We start from the raw sequence: 13,913 nt of genomic DNA, 5'->3' as shown, positions 1-13,913 counted from the left end.
TTCGCATTCTTCGCCGACTGTGTGGCAAGGTCAACAGTGCGATGCCGACCTCCTCCGGCGCCCGTCGCGCTCGCGAGGATTCGCCTCCTGCCTGCGACGATTTGGCTTCGGCGGACCTTTTCCCTACACTTGGGCGGTTGCCTGTGGTAAGCGTGCGCCCGGACACGGTCGCCGCATGTGCCGGCGCTCTCTGGCAACAGACCGCGCGTATCGGGTCGGTAATCCGCTACGTACGACAATCCAGGTCTAGGAGAGATCAGTGATCCAGCAGGAGTCGCGACTGCGCGTCGCCGACAACACGGGTGCCAAGGAGATTCTCTGCATCCGCGTTCTCGGCGGTTCGTCGCGTCGCTATGCCGGGATCGGCGACATCATCGTTGCGACGGTGAAGGACGCCATCCCGGGTGGAAACGTCAAGCGCGGCGACGTGGTCAAGGCCGTCGTCGTCCGCACCTCGAAGGAGCGCCGTCGTCCGGACGGTTCGTACATCCGCTTCGACGAGAACGCGGCCGTGCTCATCAAGCCGGACAACGATCCGCGTGGCACCCGCATCTTCGGCCCCGTCGGCCGCGAGCTGCGCGACAAGAAGTTCATGAAGATCGTCTCGCTCGCCCCGGAGGTGCTGTGATGAAGGTGCACAAGGGCGACACCGTGCTCGTCATCTCGGGCAAGGACAAGGGCGCCAAGGGCAAGGTCATCCAGGCCTACCCGCAGGCGAACCGGGTCCTCGTCGAGGGCGTGAACCGGATCAAGAAGCACACAGCGGTCTCCGCCAACGAGCGTGGCGCGCAGAGCGGCGGGATCGTGACCCAGGAGGCCCCGATCCACGTCTCGAACGTGATGGTGGTCGACTCCGACGGCAAGCCCGCCCGCGTGGGTTACCGCACGGACGACGAGACGGGCAAGCGCGTTCGCATTTCCCGTAAGAACGGGAAGGACATCTGACATGACCTCCACCGAGAACAAGGTGCAGCCCCGGCTCAAGGCGCGCTACCGCGCCGAGATCAAGGACGCGCTGAACGAAGAGTTCAAGTACGCCAACGTCATGCAGATCCCCGGCGTGGTCAAGGTCGTCGTCAACATGGGTGTCGGCGACGCCGCCCGCGATGCGAAGCTGATCAACGGTGCCGTCCGCGACCTGTCGCTGATCACCGGCCAGAAGCCCGAGATCCGCAAGGCCCGCAAGTCGATCGCGCAGTTCAAGCTGCGTGAGGGCATGCCGATCGGTGCGCGCGTGACGCTGCGCGGCGACCGCATGTGGGAGTTCCTCGACCGGCTCGTGTCGATCGCGCTGCCCCGTATCCGCGACTTCCGCGGCCTGTCGCCGAAGCAGTTCGACGGCAACGGCAACTACACCTTCGGCCTCAACGAGCAGTCGATGTTCCACGAGATCGACGTCGACTCGATCGACCGCCCGCGTGGCATGGACATCACTGTGGTGACCACCGCGACCAACAACGAAGAGGGCCGTGCACTGCTCAAGCACCTCGGCTTCCCGTTCAAGGAGAACTGAGATGGCCAAGAAGGCGCTGGTCAACAAGGCCAACAAGAAGCCCAAGTTCGCAGTGCGCGGCTACACGCGCTGCCAGAAGTGCGGGCGTCCGCACTCGGTGTTCCGCAAGTTCGGACTCTGCCGTGTGTGCCTGCGCGAGATGGCGCACGCCGGCGAGCTGCCGGGCGTGCACAAGAGCTCCTGGTGAGCTGACAAGAACTGCGAAAGGCGCGGATCCCGTTCGGGGTCCGCGCCTTTCGCGTCGTTGCGACTGCTGTCTTCTCTTGAAGGGGAATAGCGGGACTCGTGCGGACCGATGTTGCACACATGCACGCGACGGCGACGCGGGTGTCGGTTCTTGCCGACGAACTCTGGGATGACGTCGAGTCTTTGCGCCGCGAGGCCGAGGCCGTCATGACGATGGATTGGACCGGCGAGGCCTCCGATTCGCATGCGGCGCTGTGGCAGGAGTGGGTGGAATCAGCCCGGGCAGTCATCGGTGCACTCTCCGGCGACGCAACACTCATTCACCGTGCCGCAGACCAGTACGACGCCGCAGAGGTCACGTCCGCGAGTGCCATTTCAAAACTGAACATGGATTAGCTGATGGCGCGGTACGGCGAACACAGACCAGATCCTGGCGCTGGTGGACAAGGCAAGGCTGATCGGGCAGCGTATCGAGGACAGCGTCGCCGAGGTGGAACGAGAGGTAGCCGGGCTGCACGTCCGTTGGGACGGTGAAGGGGCCGAGGCGCATCAGGAGAAGCACGACATCTGGTGCCGCGAGATCAGGGAGATGCAAGCGGCGCTGTCGGGGCTGGAGTTCGCCGTTCGGCTGGCGCGGGAGCGCTACATCGCCACGGTTCAGCACAACATGCGGATGTGGCCGTGACCGCGCCGATCGTGATGGACTCGGATGCGTTGTCTGATGCGGCGAAGCTGTACGAAGCGGCCCGCAGCGGCGCAGAGGGCGTGGTCAACGCACTCGGTGACTCCCTCGATTCGAACTGGGGGTGCGCCGGCACGGACAGCGCCGGTCGGAAGTGGTCGGAGGGCTACGATCCGGCGGCGTTCGAAGCGGTTGCTGCGGGTGCAGGCATCGTCGATGCACTCGGCAAATTGCACGATCTGCTGGCGTTCACGGCCGTCAACCACAGCAATACCGAGAAGGCGAACAAGAACCCGCCCGAAGCCGCCGATGCGAACCCTTCGCAGCTACCCGAGTACAGCGCGCCGGCATTCAAAGGTGCGTTCGGTGGCGACTCCGATCCTCCGTTCGGATGGGGCTTGGTCAGCGGCTGGTTGCAGGGGCACACCTGGCCGAACGGGAACCCTGACAAACTCAGGGCTCTCGGCACCGCTTGGAACACGGCGGCGAACGGCTTGCGCGAGGCGAGTTCCGCGACTGGCGGGGCGTGGAGCACGTTGGGCGATCTGGAGTCCGGCGAGGTGCCTCGGGCGCTTGCCCAGATGTATTCGGTGAGTGTCGCGGCCGAGGAGATCGCCTCGCAATTCTCGCGCCTCGCCTACGCATGCGATTGTTGGGCGCAGGCAATCGAAGATGCACACCGTAAGATCCTCGCGATCTTGGCGGGTGTTCTCGGGGTCGGACTGATCGCAGCGGGCGTGGCGGGCTTCTTTCCCGCGGGGACCGGGGCTGCGTTGGTCGCCGGCAGCGCAGGAAGTTCGGCCGCGGCATCGGTGGGCGGAGTTCTCGTCGTCTTGGATGGAGCCGCTGTGGTCCAGGTCGGTGCCGTGGCGGCAGCTGGTGTCGCGATCGGCGGAGCGGTGACGCAGATCCAACCGCTGCTGGAGGGGAATCCGACGGGCTTCGCGATGGACAACACTGGTGGGGACTCCGTGTCGCCGCCGGACGCGCTATGGCAGAGGGAGTTTGGACAACTGCCAGACGGGAGGAGCCCACGTGTGCGCGAGGCTCCGAGCGAGGAGGAGATGCGAGGTCTGTTTGATCGCTGGACCACAGGTGCCCAGAAGTTGCCTGCGCGCGGCGACAAGGTCCCAGAGGTGAACAGACTGGACGATGGGACTGTCGTTCAGTGGCGAACAAGCTCCAGATCTGGCGGCCAGACCATCGATATTTATCCAGAAGGAGCGAAGCCGTTGAAGGTGCATTTGCCATGAGCCGTTTAGAGACGATCGTCCGAAGCGTCCTTGACGAGGGTGTTGATGACTGGGTTCCAATCGATAGCTTGATCTGGGAAGCGCGGGAGGCCGCTGGCGACTCAGACTTTCGTGTCCTGGTTGCCGATGCGCTCAGGCTGATGTTTGCGGAAGGATTGGTCGTTGCCGGTCACGTCGGCGGGCCTGAGGGTTTCTTGTCGGAAGGCAGTTCGGACGGGACCTTGGCGCAGGTCATTGCTGACTGCGCCTCGATGAATTGGAACCCGCAGGGAGGCGGATATTGGCTTGCCAACACGGACAAGGGTGATCGATACGTTGCGGACGACGTGTAGGGACGGGCCATGAGCTATCTCGACGACTGGAATGCGGAACAGCGTGACATTGCTGCGCAATGGCGACAACGGCACAGGTCCTTGCAGCTGGCGCTCGACGGCATCCGTGTCCGCGGTAGTTCGCCGAACGGCGAACTCGGGGTGGTGGTCGACGCCCGTGGCGCGGTCACGGACATCCGCTTGTCTCCCCAGGCGCTGCGACTGGGTGACGACCGATGGGGCCGGCTCATGCTGCAGACCATTCAACGAGCGCAGGCGGACGCGGCGCGCCAGGCCGAGGTGGCTGCGAAGCCGTTCACCGACGATCCGGCTTTCCGGGAATCGATCGCGGTCCTTCGTGACCTGGTCGAGTGACCACACGCCGAACGGGCCGTGGTGACCGCGAACGCCGCGTGGCATCCCGCACGACCGCCCGTTGGACGACGTGTGCCGGGGTGGCCGGCCCCGATTTGGCTCTAGCTGGGCGTTTGCCTACACTAGAGCGGTTGCCTTGGGTCCACTGTGCCCGGTGACATGCACTCAGACCGGTCGGCGACTGCCGGCCGGGCCGCTCGATTGTTGTAGGCCCACGACCGTTCGCCCCCTGGGGGACCGTCCTGTATGGGAACCGCAGCGAGAAAGGTGTCGAGGTCTACCCATGACCATGACCGACCCCATCGCAGACATGCTCACGCGTCTGCGAAACGCCAATTCGGCGTACCACGACCAGGTCGTGATGCCGCACTCGAAGATCAAGTCGAACATCGCCGAGATCCTCAAGCGCGAGGGCTACATCGCGGACTACCGCGCGGAGGACGCCGCTGTCGGCCAGTCCCTCGTGATCGACCTGAAGTACGGCCCCAGCCGTGAACGCAGCATCGCCGGCGTGCGCCGGGTTTCCAAGCCCGGTCTGCGCGTCTACGCGAAGTCCACCAACCTGCCCAAGGTCCTGGGCGGCCTCGGCGTGGCGATCATCTCCACGTCTTCCGGCCTGCTCACCGATCGTCAGGCGGCCAAGCAGGGAGTGGGCGGGGAAGTCCTCGCCTACGTCTGGTAAGGGGCGTTCGAGATGTCACGTATTGGAAAGATTCCGGTCACCGTCCCCTCGGGCGTTGACGTGAACATCGACGGCCGGCAGGTCACGGTGAAGGGCCCCAAGGGCACCCTCGCGCTGACCGTGTCGGAGCCGATTTCGGTTGCCAAGGGCGAGAGCGGGGCCATCGAGGTCACCCGCCCGAACGACGAGCGTCGCAGCCGTTCGCTGCACGGTCTGTCGCGCACCCTGGTGCAGAACATGATCACCGGTGTCACCGCCGGCTACACGACCAAGATGGAGATCCACGGCGTCGGTTACCGCGTCGCGCTCAAGGGCCAGGATCTCGAGTTTGCGCTCGGCTACAGCCACCCGGTGCCGATCGAGGCCCCGGAGGGCATCACCTTCGCAGTCGAGTCGCCCACCAAGTTCTCGATCACGGGTATCGACAAGCAGAAGGTCGGCCAGATCGCGGCCAACATTCGTCGTCTGCGCAAGTCCGACCCGTACAAGGGCAAGGGCATTCGCTACGAGGGCGAGCAGGTCCGTCGCAAGGTCGGAAAGACGGGTAAGTGAGATGAGCCAGACCGAGAACCAGAAGGCCAAGCGGATCCCGCTCGGCAAGGACGTGTCCACCGCACGGCGCCTCTCTCGCGCCCGCCGGCACTTCCGTCTCCGCAAGAAGCTCTCCGGCACGCCGGAGCGTCCCCGCCTGGTGGTCAACCGCTCCTCGCGGCACATCCACGTGCAGTTGGTGGACGACCTGGCCGGCAAGACGCTGGCCGCGGCCTCGACCATCGAGGCCGATGTGCGTGCGCTCGACGGCGACAAGAAGGCCCGCAGCGCGAAGGTCGGCGAGCTGATCGCGGCCCGCGCGAAGGCTGCCGGTGTCGAGGCCGTCGTGTTCGACCGGGGTGGCAACGACTACCACGGCCGGATCGCCGCGCTCGCGGACGCCGCTCGCGAAGGCGGGTTGAAGTTCTGATGTTGCATGTTACGAATGGAAGGAATGCCTGATGCCGGGACGTCAAAGGCGTGACGGCGGAAGCGGACCCGCCGGAGCCAACGGACCTTCGAACGAGGGTGGCCGCGGCGATCGTCGCGACCGCCGGGACGACCGCCGCGGCGGTCGTGACGCGGAGAAGTCGAACCACATCGAGCGCGTGGTTGCCATCAACCGCGTCTCCAAGGTCGTCAAGGGCGGCCGTCGGTTCAGCTTCACCGCCCTGGTGATCGTCGGCGACGGGAACGGTCTCGTCGGCGTCGGTTACGGCAAGGCCAAGGAAGTTCCCGCGGCCATCCAGAAGGGTGTCGAGGAGGCTCGCAAGGGTTTCTTCCGCGTCCCGCTGATCGGCCACACCATCACCCACCCGGTTCAGGGTGAGGCGGCTGCCGGCGTGGTGCTGCTGCGCCCGGCCAGCCCCGGTACCGGAGTCATCGCCGGTGGTGCGGTGCGTGCCGTGCTCGAGTGCGCGGGTATCCACGACATCCTGTCCAAGTCGCTCGGCAGCGACAACGCGATCAACGTGGTGCACGCCACCGTGGCGGCCCTCAAGGGCCTGCAGCGTCCGGAAGAGGTGGCTGCCCGTCGCGGTCTGCCGATCGAGGACGTCGCTCCGGCCGCCATGCTCCGGGCGCGTGCCGGACAGGGGGCGTGATCATGGCGCAGCTGAAGATCACCCAGGTCAAGAGCACCATCGGTAGTAAGCAGAACCAGCGGGAGAGCATGCGCACCCTCGGGCTGCGGAAGATCCGCCAGTCCGTCGTCCGTGAGGACAACGCGCAGAACCGCGGGCTGATCAACGTGGTGCGCCACCTCGTGACAGTTGAGGAGGTCTAACCATGACCATCAAGTTGCACCACCTGCGTCCGGCCCCGGGTGCCAAGACCGACAAGACCCGTGTGGGTCGCGGTGAGGGCTCCAAGGGCAAGACCGCGGGTCGCGGTACCAAGGGCACCAAGGCCCGCAAGAACGTTCCGGCCGCCTTCGAGGGCGGGCAGATGCCGATCCACATGCGGCTGCCCAAGCTCAAGGGCTTCAAGAACGCCTTCCGGACCGAGTACCAGGTCATCAACGTCGGCGACATCGCCCGGCTGTTCCCCGAGGGTGGACAGGTCGGCGTCGCAGAACTGGTGGCCGCCGGTGCGGTTCGCAAGAACGAACTCGTCAAGGTGCTCGGCGACGGCGAACTGACCGTCAAGGTCGACGTGACCGTGAACAAGTTCTCCGGGTCGGCCAAGGAGAAGATCGCTGCTGCGGGCGGGACCGCCACGGAGCTGTGATCGAGCCTGCCGGCTGAACATTCGGTGGCCGCGGACGGAACCTCAACGGTTCGGTCCGCGGCCATCGGTGTATCAGGGACGGTCGATCACCGCGCCGCCACCTGCGACTTTCTGTGCCGGAGCTGGGCTGCACGCCCGCTGATCGGCTGTGAAATCGCATGGCCGCGACCGCCTCGGCGCCGTCCACTGTTAGAGTTTCAGAGTTGTCCGCTCGAGCGCGGCTTGTCGTCGCGCGCCTCCAGGAGGATCGTTGCTTTCCGCCTTCGGATCGGCCTTCAGGACACCGGACCTGCGGCGAAAGATCCTCTTCACGCTCGGGATCATGGTGCTCTACCGGCTCGGCGCCACGCTGCCGTCGCCGGGCGTCGACTATGCCAACGTCAAGTACTGCGCCGATCAGGCGCTCGGGGGTAGCGCCGGCGGTGTCTACTCGCTGATCAACCTGTTCTCGGGTGGCGCGCTCCTGCAGCTGTCGGTGTTCGCGATCGGCATCATGCCGTACATCACGGCGAGCATCATCGTCCAGCTGCTGACGGTGGTCATCCCGAAGTTCGAGGAGCTGCAAAAAGAGGGTCAGACGGGTCAGAACAAGATGACCCAGTACACCCGGTATCTCACGATCGCGCTGGCGGTCCTGCAGGCGACCGGGTTCGTGGCGCTGGCCGCACGCGGCCAGCTGCTGCAGGGCTGTGACCGGCAGATCCTCGCGGACAAGTCGATCTGGGGACTGGCCGTCATCGTCCTCGTGATGACCGCGGGCGCGACGCTGGTCATGTGGTTCGGCGAGCTGATCACCGAGCGCGGTGTCGGCAACGGCATGTCGCTGCTGATCTTCATGGGCATCGCGGCGCGCATCCCCGCCGAGGGCAAGGGCATCCTGGACTCGCGCGGCGGCCTGGTGTTCACGTTCGTCTGCGTAGCGGCATTGCTGATCGTCATCGGCGTGGTGTTCGTCGAGCAGGGCCAGCGTCGGATTCCCGTGCAGTACGCGAAGCGGATGGTCGGGCGCCGGATGTACGGCGGGTCGTCTACCTACATCCCGTTGAAGGTCAACCAGGCGGGCGTCATCCCGGTCATCTTCGCGACGTCGCTGCTGTATCTGCCGATGCTGATCTCGCAGTTGACGGCGAACAGCGGCAACGGTGACCACTGGTGGACGCGGATCATCAACCAGTACCTGGCCAACCCGGGCAACTGGGTCTACATCCTGATCTACTTCGCCTTGATCATCTTCTTCACGTACTTCTACGTCGCGATCACGTTCAACACCGAGGAACGTGCCGACGAGATGAAGAAGTACGGCGGCTTCATCCCGGGCATCCGTCCCGGCCGGCCCACAGCCGACTACCTCAACTTCGTCCTGAGCAGGATCACGCTGCCCGGCTCGATCTACCTCGGTGTGATCGCCGTGCTGCCGAACCTGTTCCTGGACATCGGCAGCTCCGGCGGCGCGCAGAACCTGCCGTTCGGCGGTACCGCGGTGCTGATTATGGTGGGCGTGGGCCTCGATACGGTCAAGCAGATCGAGAGCCAGTTGCTGCAGCGAAACTACGAAGGGTTCCTCCGGTGAGAGTTGTACTGCTAGGTCCGCCCGGTGCCGGCAAAGGCACGCAGGCGGCCATCCTGTCCGAGAAGCTGGGCGTGCCCCACATTTCGACGGGTGACCTGTTTCGCGCCAACATCGGCCAGGGCACCCCGCTCGGCGTCGAGGCGAAGCGTTACCTGGACGCCGGCGAACTGGTTCCGAGTGAGCTGACCAACCGGATGGTGAAGTCGCGCGTGTCGGAACCGGACGCGGCGAACGGCTTCCTGCTCGACGGGTTCCCCCGCACGGTCGACCAGGCCGAGGCGCTCGAGGGCATCCTCGGCGAGCTCAACGCCGGCCTCGACGCGGTGCTCGAGTTCCAGATCGCCGAGGACGTCGTCGTCGAGCGGATGCTGGCCCGTGGCCGCGAGGACGACAAGGAAGACGTCATCCGCAACCGCCTGCGGGTCTACCGCGAGGAGACCGCTCCGCTGCTGACGCACTACAAGAAGATCCTGGTCACCGTCGACGCGGTCGGCGAGGTCGACGAGATCAACGCCCGCGCGATGGCCGCGCTGGGCAAATAGCGGTACCGGTCGAGACGGCGGGATTGGCATAGTGGGTTTGCGTAAACGCAAGGTGGTGCCCTTCCGTACCGCCGGCGAGCTGGACGCGATGGCCGCGGCCGGCGCGGTGGTCGGTGCCGCGCTGGTCGCGGTGCGTAAGGCCGCCGTGCCGGGCGTGAGCACGCTCGAGTTGGATCGTATCGCCGAGCAGACCATCCGCGACGCCGGTGCCGTGCCGTCCTTCCTGGGCTATCACGGGTTCACCGGGTCGATCTGCGCCTCGGTCAACGATCGGGTGGTGCACGGGATCCCCGCGGCCGGTGAGCTCCTGGCCGCCGGTGACCTGGTGTCGATCGACTGCGGCGCCATTCTCGACGGCTGGCACGGTGATTCGGCGTGGACCTTCGGGGTCGGCGAGATCACCGAGGCCGAGCAGCAGCTCAGTGAGGCGACCGAGCTGTCGATGTGGGCGGGGATCGAGGCGATGGTGGACGGCAACCGCCTCACCGATGTCTCGTATGCGATCGAGCAGGGCACCCGGGCCGCCGAGGCGGAGCACGGTCGCGCCTACGGCATCGTCGACGGCTATGGCGGTCACGGGATCGGCCGTGAGATGCACATGGACCCGTTCCTCGCCAACGAGGGAGCGCCGGGCAAGGGTCCGTACCTGACGATCGGGTCGGTGCTCGCCATCGAGCCGATGCTCACCCTCGGCACCACCGATACCCGCGTGCTCGACGACGACTGGACGGTGGTCACCACCGACGGTTCGAAGGCTGCGCACTGGGAGCACACCGTCGCGGTGACCGCCGACGGTCCGCGGGTGTTGACGCCCCGCCCCGCCGGCGAATTCTGACCCCGACGGGCGGGCGTCGCCGCGGTGTCGTCCGACCGACGGTCAGTTCTCCAGCAGAATCGTGACCGGTCCGTCGTTGACCAGCGTCACCTGCATGTGTGCGCCGAAGCGGCCGGTGGTCACCGTCGCGCCGAGCGCGCGCAGTTGCGCGCAGAAGCGGTCGAACAGCGGCTCGGCGACGGGACCGGGTGCCGCGGCGGACCAGGAAGGTCTGCGCCCCTTGGCGGTATCCGCGTAGAGCGTGAACTGGCTGACGGCCAGGACGGGCGCATCGAGGTCCGCGGCGGACCGTTCGCCGTCGAGGATCCGCAGCGTCCAGACCTTCTTCGCCAGGGCTTCGGCCTGCTCGGGGGTGTCGGTGTAGGTGACCCCGACCAGTAGCAGCAGTCCCTGACGGTCGCCGGGTTCGATCGCCGCGACGATCTCCTCGCCGACCTGCACCGATGCCGAGCTCACGCGTTGCACCACCACTCGCATCCGTTCGATGCTGCCAGCCGGTCCGCCGACAGGCCACCCGGGGCGGGGAATCCTCGGTGGCGGGTTCGGGTTGACCCATCCATGACCAAGATCACGATGAAGTCCGTGGGCGTGTGGCGTCCGTATCCGTTGGTGACGGTGGAGGAGGCGCGGGCGCTCGATCGCCTCGGGGTCGGCACGCTCTGGCTCGGCGGATCTCCGCCCGCGGATCTGGCCGTGGTGGACGGTCTGCTCGCCGCGACCACGCATCTGCAGGTGGCCACCGGCATCGTCAACATCTGGACGGCCCCCGCCGACGAGGTCGCGCGGTCGTTCCACCGGATCGAGGCCGCGTACCCGGGGCGGTTCCTGCTCGGGATCGGCGCCGGGCATCCCGAGGCGCAGGCCGAGTACCGCAGCCCGTACCGCGCACTCGAGGAGTACCTCGACCGGTTGGACGAGGCCGGGGTGCCGGCCGGCCGCCGAGTCCTCGCCGCGCTCGGACCGCGTGTGCTGCGGCTGTCGGCGCGCCGCAGCGCCGGCGCGCATCCCTACCTCACCACTCCCGAGCACACGGGGCTCGCCCGCGAGATCCTGGGTGCGGAACCCCTGCTGGCGCCGGAGCAGAAGGTGGTGCTCGACACCGACGCGCAGCGGGCGCGTGACATCGGCCGTGCAGCGGTCGCGAACCCCTATCTGCAACTGCGCAACTACGTGGAGAATCTCAAGCGGCTCGGCTTCGCGGAGGAGGACCTCGCCGACGGCGGGACCGATGCGGTCGTCGACGCGCTGGTCGCACACGGTGACGCCGCCGCGGTGGTCGGGCGGATCGAAGCGCACCTTGCGGCCGGCGCGGATCAGGTGGCGGTGCAGCTGCTGCCGGCCGACGCCGATCCGGTGCCGACGATGACGGCCCTGGCGGCCGCGGTCGAGAACGCGTGAACGGATCCGCGCGAGCGGACCGCCGGAGCTGATCGAGACCGGCGACAGGGGTGTGTGGGCGCAGTGTATGCTGGTCAATCGGTGCGTGCTGCGTGCCGGTAGACGTGCGTCCACCGGTGCGGAGTTTTGCGCCAGTATTCGGTACACGAGCGTAGGCGTCGACTCTTGTGGGTCAACCGATCCAGGATCGGCGCCGGGATCGCGGAGGATATGGCCAAGAAAGACGGAGCCATCGAGGTCGAGGGGCGGGTTGTCGAGCCCTTGCCCAATGCGATGTTTCGCATTGAGCTGGAGAACGGCCACAAGGTTCTCGCCCACATCAGTGGGAAGATGCGGCAGCACTACATCCGCATCCTGCCAGAGGACCGAGTGGTCGTGGAGCTCTCGCCCTACGACCTCTCGCGTGGTCGGATCGTCTACCGCTACAAGTGAAGATTTCCCTGGCTGGTCAGCCAGGGAGCAGCATGCCCGCTCGTCCGAGCGGGCAGAACTCAGGAGATCAGACGCAGTGAAGGTTCAGCCGAGCGTCAAGAAGATCTGCGAGAAGTGCAAGGTGATCCGCCGCAACGGTCGGGTCATGGTGATCTGCGAGAACCTGCGTCACAAGCAGCGTCAGGGCTAGATCGCCGCCACGGCCGGCTTCCGCCGCGCCGAGCACCCTCGTGATCGGCTTGCCCGACGCGACACGCAAGAAGTGGACCTCCCAGCACCAGCCGCCCGACTCGCGGGCGGTGCACCCCCGGACCGGAGGCCGGGGCCCGTCGGCCACTCGATGAGAGTGGGGGCGGGGCGGACTGGGAGCAGACCTCCGAACTCGAAAAGGAATGCCACATGGCACGTCTCATGGGTGTTGATCTCCCGCGCGAGAAGCGCATGGAGATCGCACTGACCTACATCTACGGCATCGGCCGTACCCGCTCCAAGGAGATCCTCGACGCGACCGGGGTCAGCCCGGACCTGCGCAGCAAGGATCTCGGGGACGACGATCTCACCAAGCTCCGCGACTACATCGAGGCCTCCGAGCTGAAGGTGGAGGGCGATCTGCGCCGCGAGGTGCAGGCCGACATCCGTCGCAAGATCGAAATCGGCTGCTACCAGGGTCTGCGGCACCGCCGTGGCCTGCCCGTGCGTGGCCAGCGCACCAAGACCAACGCGCGCACCCGCAAGGGCCCCAAGCGCACCATCGCCGGCAAGAAGAAGGCCAGGTAAGCAATGCCCCCCAAGTCACGCGGAACCGGCCCGAAGAAGGGCACCCGTCGCAGGGACAAGAAGAACATCCCGCACGGCGCCGCACACATCAAGAGCACCTTCAACAACACGATCGTGTCGATCACCGATCCCCAGGGCAACGTCATCTCCTGGGCGTCCTCGGGCCACGTCGGGTTCAAGGGCTCGCGCAAGTCGACCCCGTTCGCCGCTCAGCTGGCCGCCGAGAACGCTGCCCGCAAGGCGCAGGAGCACGGCGTCAAGAAGGTCGACGTGTTCGTCAAGGGCCCGGGCTCCGGTCGTGAGACCGCGATCCGCTCCCTGCAGGCGGCCGGGCTCGAAGTCGGCACGATCAACGATGTCACCCCGCAGCCGCACAATGGTTGCCGTCCGCCCAAGCGGCGTCGCGTCTAACGGGAAAGGAAGGTAAAGAAACATGGCTCGCTATACCGGTCCCATCACCCGTAAGTCGCGTCGTCTGCGCGTCGACCTCGTCGGAGGCGACCAGGCCTTCGAGCGTCGCCCCTACCCGCCGGGCCAGCACGGCCGCGCGCGGATCAAGGAGAGCGAATACCTCCTGCAGCTGCAGGAGAAGCAGAAGGCCCGCTACACGTACGGCATCCTCGAGAAGCAGTTCCGCCGTTACTACCAGGAGGCCGCCGGCCGCCCCGGTAAGACCGGTGAGGTCCTGCTGACGATCCTCGAGTCGCGTCTGGACAACGTCGTCTACCGTGCCGGCCTCGCGCGCACCCGCCGTCAGGCCCGCCAGCTGGTCAGCCACGGGCACTTCCTGGTCAACAACCAGAAGGTGAACATCCCCAGCTTCCGCGTCTCCCAGTACGACATCATCGATGTCAAGGAGAAGTCGCTGCCGACGCTGCCGTTCCAGGTCGCCCGTGAGACCCAGGGCGACCGCCCGATCCCGGGCTGGCTGCAGGTCGTGGGCCAGCGGATGCGGGTGCTCGTGCACCAGCTTCCCGAGCGCGCCCAGATCGAGGTCCCGCTGCAGGAACAGCTCATCGTCGAGTTCTACTCGAAGTAATGCCTGCGGCTCGGGTGTCTCCGTCGACCACGGAGGCACCCGGGCGTTCAGGCGCCACC

25 protein-coding genes are annotated in these 13,913 nt (G+C 66.4%); 24 read left to right on the top strand and 1 reads right to left on the bottom strand.

Going from position 1 to position 13,913, the window contains the following annotated elements; genetic code table 11:
* The first annotated feature begins 259 nt into the window (after positions 1-259).
* The 18 genes from rplN (at position 260) to map (ending at position 10,208) form a co-directional block, all read left to right on the top strand.
* Complete coding sequence (rplN, locus tag G4X40_RS02540) at positions 260-628, top strand: 50S ribosomal protein L14 (RefSeq protein WP_277829963.1); 369 nt, start codon at positions 260-262, stop codon at positions 626-628.
* A complete protein-coding gene (gene rplX / locus G4X40_RS02535) occupies positions 628-945 on the top strand; it encodes a 50S ribosomal protein L24 (RefSeq protein ID WP_277829961.1) in 318 nt (105 codons plus the stop codon). The genes rplN and rplX overlap by 1 nt, the downstream gene beginning before the upstream one ends.
* A gap of 1 nt (position 946) precedes the next feature.
* Positions 947-1,513: a 50S ribosomal protein L5 gene (gene rplE / locus G4X40_RS02530; protein WP_277829960.1), complete on the top strand. Its 567-nt coding sequence runs from the start codon at positions 947-949 to the stop codon at positions 1,511-1,513.
* Position 1,514: 1 nt separating this feature from the next.
* On the top strand, positions 1,515-1,700 hold the full coding sequence (locus tag G4X40_RS02525) for a type Z 30S ribosomal protein S14 (RefSeq protein ID WP_277829959.1): 186 nt from the start codon (positions 1,515-1,517) through the stop codon (positions 1,698-1,700).
* Positions 1,701-1,798: 98 nt separating this feature from the next.
* Entirely contained in the window at positions 1,799-2,095 is a 297-nt protein-coding gene (locus G4X40_RS02520) for a WXG100 family type VII secretion target (protein ID WP_277829958.1), read from the top strand.
* A 31-nt stretch (positions 2,096-2,126) separates the two neighbouring features.
* Positions 2,127-2,384, top strand: a complete 258-nt coding sequence (locus G4X40_RS02515) for a WXG100 family type VII secretion target (protein WP_277831228.1) — start codon at positions 2,127-2,129, stop codon at positions 2,382-2,384.
* Positions 2,381-3,634, top strand: a complete 1,254-nt coding sequence (locus tag G4X40_RS02510) for a WXG100-like domain-containing protein (protein WP_277829957.1) — start codon at positions 2,381-2,383, stop codon at positions 3,632-3,634. Before G4X40_RS02515 ends, G4X40_RS02510 begins: the two co-directional genes overlap by 4 nt.
* Positions 3,631-3,966, top strand: a complete 336-nt coding sequence (locus tag G4X40_RS02505) for a hypothetical protein (RefSeq protein WP_277829955.1) — start codon at positions 3,631-3,633, stop codon at positions 3,964-3,966. The genes G4X40_RS02510 and G4X40_RS02505 overlap by 4 nt, the downstream gene beginning before the upstream one ends.
* A gap of 9 nt (positions 3,967-3,975) precedes the next feature.
* Entirely contained in the window at positions 3,976-4,320 is a 345-nt protein-coding gene (locus G4X40_RS02500) for a YbaB/EbfC family nucleoid-associated protein (protein ID WP_277829954.1), read from the top strand.
* A gap of 283 nt (positions 4,321-4,603) precedes the next feature.
* Positions 4,604-5,002, top strand: a complete 399-nt coding sequence (gene rpsH, locus G4X40_RS02495; RefSeq protein WP_277829952.1) for a 30S ribosomal protein S8 — start codon at positions 4,604-4,606, stop codon at positions 5,000-5,002.
* Between the two features lie 12 nt (positions 5,003-5,014).
* Positions 5,015-5,554: a 50S ribosomal protein L6 gene (gene rplF, locus G4X40_RS02490; RefSeq protein WP_277829950.1), complete on the top strand. Its 540-nt coding sequence runs from the start codon at positions 5,015-5,017 to the stop codon at positions 5,552-5,554.
* Position 5,555: 1 nt separating this feature from the next.
* The gene (gene rplR / locus G4X40_RS02485) at positions 5,556-5,963 is read left to right on the top strand and encodes a 50S ribosomal protein L18 (protein ID WP_277829948.1); all 408 of its coding nucleotides are present in this window, start codon (positions 5,556-5,558) and stop codon (positions 5,961-5,963) included.
* A gap of 31 nt (positions 5,964-5,994) precedes the next feature.
* On the top strand, positions 5,995-6,636 hold the full coding sequence (gene rpsE, locus G4X40_RS02480; protein WP_277829946.1) for a 30S ribosomal protein S5: 642 nt from the start codon (positions 5,995-5,997) through the stop codon (positions 6,634-6,636).
* A gap of 2 nt (positions 6,637-6,638) precedes the next feature.
* Positions 6,639-6,818: a 50S ribosomal protein L30 gene (rpmD, locus tag G4X40_RS02475; RefSeq protein WP_277829944.1), complete on the top strand. Its 180-nt coding sequence runs from the start codon at positions 6,639-6,641 to the stop codon at positions 6,816-6,818.
* A gap of 2 nt (positions 6,819-6,820) precedes the next feature.
* On the top strand, positions 6,821-7,261 hold the full coding sequence (gene rplO / locus G4X40_RS02470) for a 50S ribosomal protein L15 (protein WP_277829942.1): 441 nt from the start codon (positions 6,821-6,823) through the stop codon (positions 7,259-7,261).
* Between the two features lie 250 nt (positions 7,262-7,511).
* Complete coding sequence (secY, locus tag G4X40_RS02465; RefSeq protein WP_277829941.1) at positions 7,512-8,831, top strand: preprotein translocase subunit SecY; 1,320 nt, start codon at positions 7,512-7,514, stop codon at positions 8,829-8,831.
* Entirely contained in the window at positions 8,828-9,373 is a 546-nt protein-coding gene (locus G4X40_RS02460; RefSeq protein WP_277829939.1) for an adenylate kinase, read from the top strand. Before secY ends, G4X40_RS02460 begins: the two co-directional genes overlap by 4 nt.
* 28 nt (positions 9,374-9,401) lie before the next feature.
* A complete protein-coding gene (gene map / locus G4X40_RS02455) occupies positions 9,402-10,208 on the top strand; it encodes a type I methionyl aminopeptidase (RefSeq protein WP_408642128.1) in 807 nt (268 codons plus the stop codon).
* Between the two features lie 42 nt (positions 10,209-10,250).
* On the opposite strand, the gene dtd is transcribed toward map, so the two are convergent.
* Positions 10,251-10,685 (bottom strand): D-aminoacyl-tRNA deacylase, encoded by a 435-nt coding sequence (dtd, locus tag G4X40_RS02450; RefSeq protein WP_277829936.1) that lies wholly within the window; start codon positions 10,683-10,685, stop codon positions 10,251-10,253.
* An 81-nt stretch (positions 10,686-10,766) separates the two neighbouring features.
* Here dtd and G4X40_RS02445 point away from each other — a divergent pair, with 81 nt between their 5' ends.
* From G4X40_RS02445 to rpsD, 6 genes are all read left to right on the top strand, one after another.
* The gene (locus tag G4X40_RS02445; protein WP_408642096.1) at positions 10,767-11,606 is read left to right on the top strand and encodes an LLM class F420-dependent oxidoreductase; all 840 of its coding nucleotides are present in this window, start codon (positions 10,767-10,769) and stop codon (positions 11,604-11,606) included.
* A gap of 210 nt (positions 11,607-11,816) precedes the next feature.
* Positions 11,817-12,038, top strand: a complete 222-nt coding sequence (gene infA, locus G4X40_RS02440; RefSeq protein ID WP_003418601.1) for a translation initiation factor IF-1 — start codon at positions 11,817-11,819, stop codon at positions 12,036-12,038.
* Between the two features lie 76 nt (positions 12,039-12,114).
* The gene (gene rpmJ, locus G4X40_RS02435; protein ID WP_003938068.1) at positions 12,115-12,228 is read left to right on the top strand and encodes a 50S ribosomal protein L36; all 114 of its coding nucleotides are present in this window, start codon (positions 12,115-12,117) and stop codon (positions 12,226-12,228) included.
* A 209-nt stretch (positions 12,229-12,437) separates the two neighbouring features.
* Positions 12,438-12,815, top strand: coding sequence for a 30S ribosomal protein S13 (rpsM, locus tag G4X40_RS02430; RefSeq protein ID WP_277829929.1), 378 nt, complete (start codon positions 12,438-12,440; stop codon positions 12,813-12,815).
* 3 nt (positions 12,816-12,818) lie between these two features.
* On the top strand, positions 12,819-13,226 hold the full coding sequence (gene rpsK / locus G4X40_RS02425) for a 30S ribosomal protein S11 (protein ID WP_277829927.1): 408 nt from the start codon (positions 12,819-12,821) through the stop codon (positions 13,224-13,226).
* A 22-nt stretch (positions 13,227-13,248) separates the two neighbouring features.
* Positions 13,249-13,854, top strand: a complete 606-nt coding sequence (gene rpsD, locus G4X40_RS02420) for a 30S ribosomal protein S4 (RefSeq protein WP_277829926.1) — start codon at positions 13,249-13,251, stop codon at positions 13,852-13,854.
* Positions 13,855-13,913 lie beyond the last annotated feature (59 nt).

It is taken from the genome of Speluncibacter jeojiensis, assembly GCF_029589495.1.
Classification (GTDB): Bacteria; Actinomycetota; Actinomycetes; order Mycobacteriales; family Mycobacteriaceae; genus Speluncibacter; species Speluncibacter jeojiensis.
Note: the sequence above shows the minus strand (reverse complement) of the source record. Positions and strands in the feature narration are given on the sequence as shown.

Coding starts and splice junctions, on each gene's coding strand:
- rplX (WP_277829961.1), top strand. CDS start 628: ATGAAGGTGCACAAGGGCGACACCGTGCTCGTCATCTCGGGCAAGGAC.
- rplE (WP_277829960.1), top strand. CDS start 947: ATGACCTCCACCGAGAACAAGGTGCAGCCCCGGCTCAAGGCGCGCTAC.
- G4X40_RS02525 (WP_277829959.1), top strand. CDS start 1,515: ATGGCCAAGAAGGCGCTGGTCAACAAGGCCAACAAGAAGCCCAAGTTC.
- G4X40_RS02505 (WP_277829955.1), top strand. CDS start 3,631: ATGAGCCGTTTAGAGACGATCGTCCGAAGCGTCCTTGACGAGGGTGTT.
- G4X40_RS02500 (WP_277829954.1), top strand. CDS start 3,976: ATGAGCTATCTCGACGACTGGAATGCGGAACAGCGTGACATTGCTGCG.
- rpsH (WP_277829952.1), top strand. CDS start 4,604: ATGACCATGACCGACCCCATCGCAGACATGCTCACGCGTCTGCGAAAC.
- rplF (WP_277829950.1), top strand. CDS start 5,015: ATGTCACGTATTGGAAAGATTCCGGTCACCGTCCCCTCGGGCGTTGAC.
- rplR (WP_277829948.1), top strand. CDS start 5,556: ATGAGCCAGACCGAGAACCAGAAGGCCAAGCGGATCCCGCTCGGCAAG.
- rpsE (WP_277829946.1), top strand. CDS start 5,995: ATGCCGGGACGTCAAAGGCGTGACGGCGGAAGCGGACCCGCCGGAGCC.
- rpmD (WP_277829944.1), top strand. CDS start 6,639: ATGGCGCAGCTGAAGATCACCCAGGTCAAGAGCACCATCGGTAGTAAG.
- rplO (WP_277829942.1), top strand. CDS start 6,821: ATGACCATCAAGTTGCACCACCTGCGTCCGGCCCCGGGTGCCAAGACC.
- dtd (WP_277829936.1), bottom strand. CDS start 10,685: ATGCGAGTGGTGGTGCAACGCGTGAGCTCGGCATCGGTGCAGGTCGGC.
- G4X40_RS02445 (WP_408642096.1), top strand. CDS start 10,767: ATGACCAAGATCACGATGAAGTCCGTGGGCGTGTGGCGTCCGTATCCG.
- infA (WP_003418601.1), top strand. CDS start 11,817: ATGGCCAAGAAAGACGGAGCCATCGAGGTCGAGGGGCGGGTTGTCGAG.
- rpsM (WP_277829929.1), top strand. CDS start 12,438: ATGGCACGTCTCATGGGTGTTGATCTCCCGCGCGAGAAGCGCATGGAG.
- rpsK (WP_277829927.1), top strand. CDS start 12,819: ATGCCCCCCAAGTCACGCGGAACCGGCCCGAAGAAGGGCACCCGTCGC.
- rpsD (WP_277829926.1), top strand. CDS start 13,249: ATGGCTCGCTATACCGGTCCCATCACCCGTAAGTCGCGTCGTCTGCGC.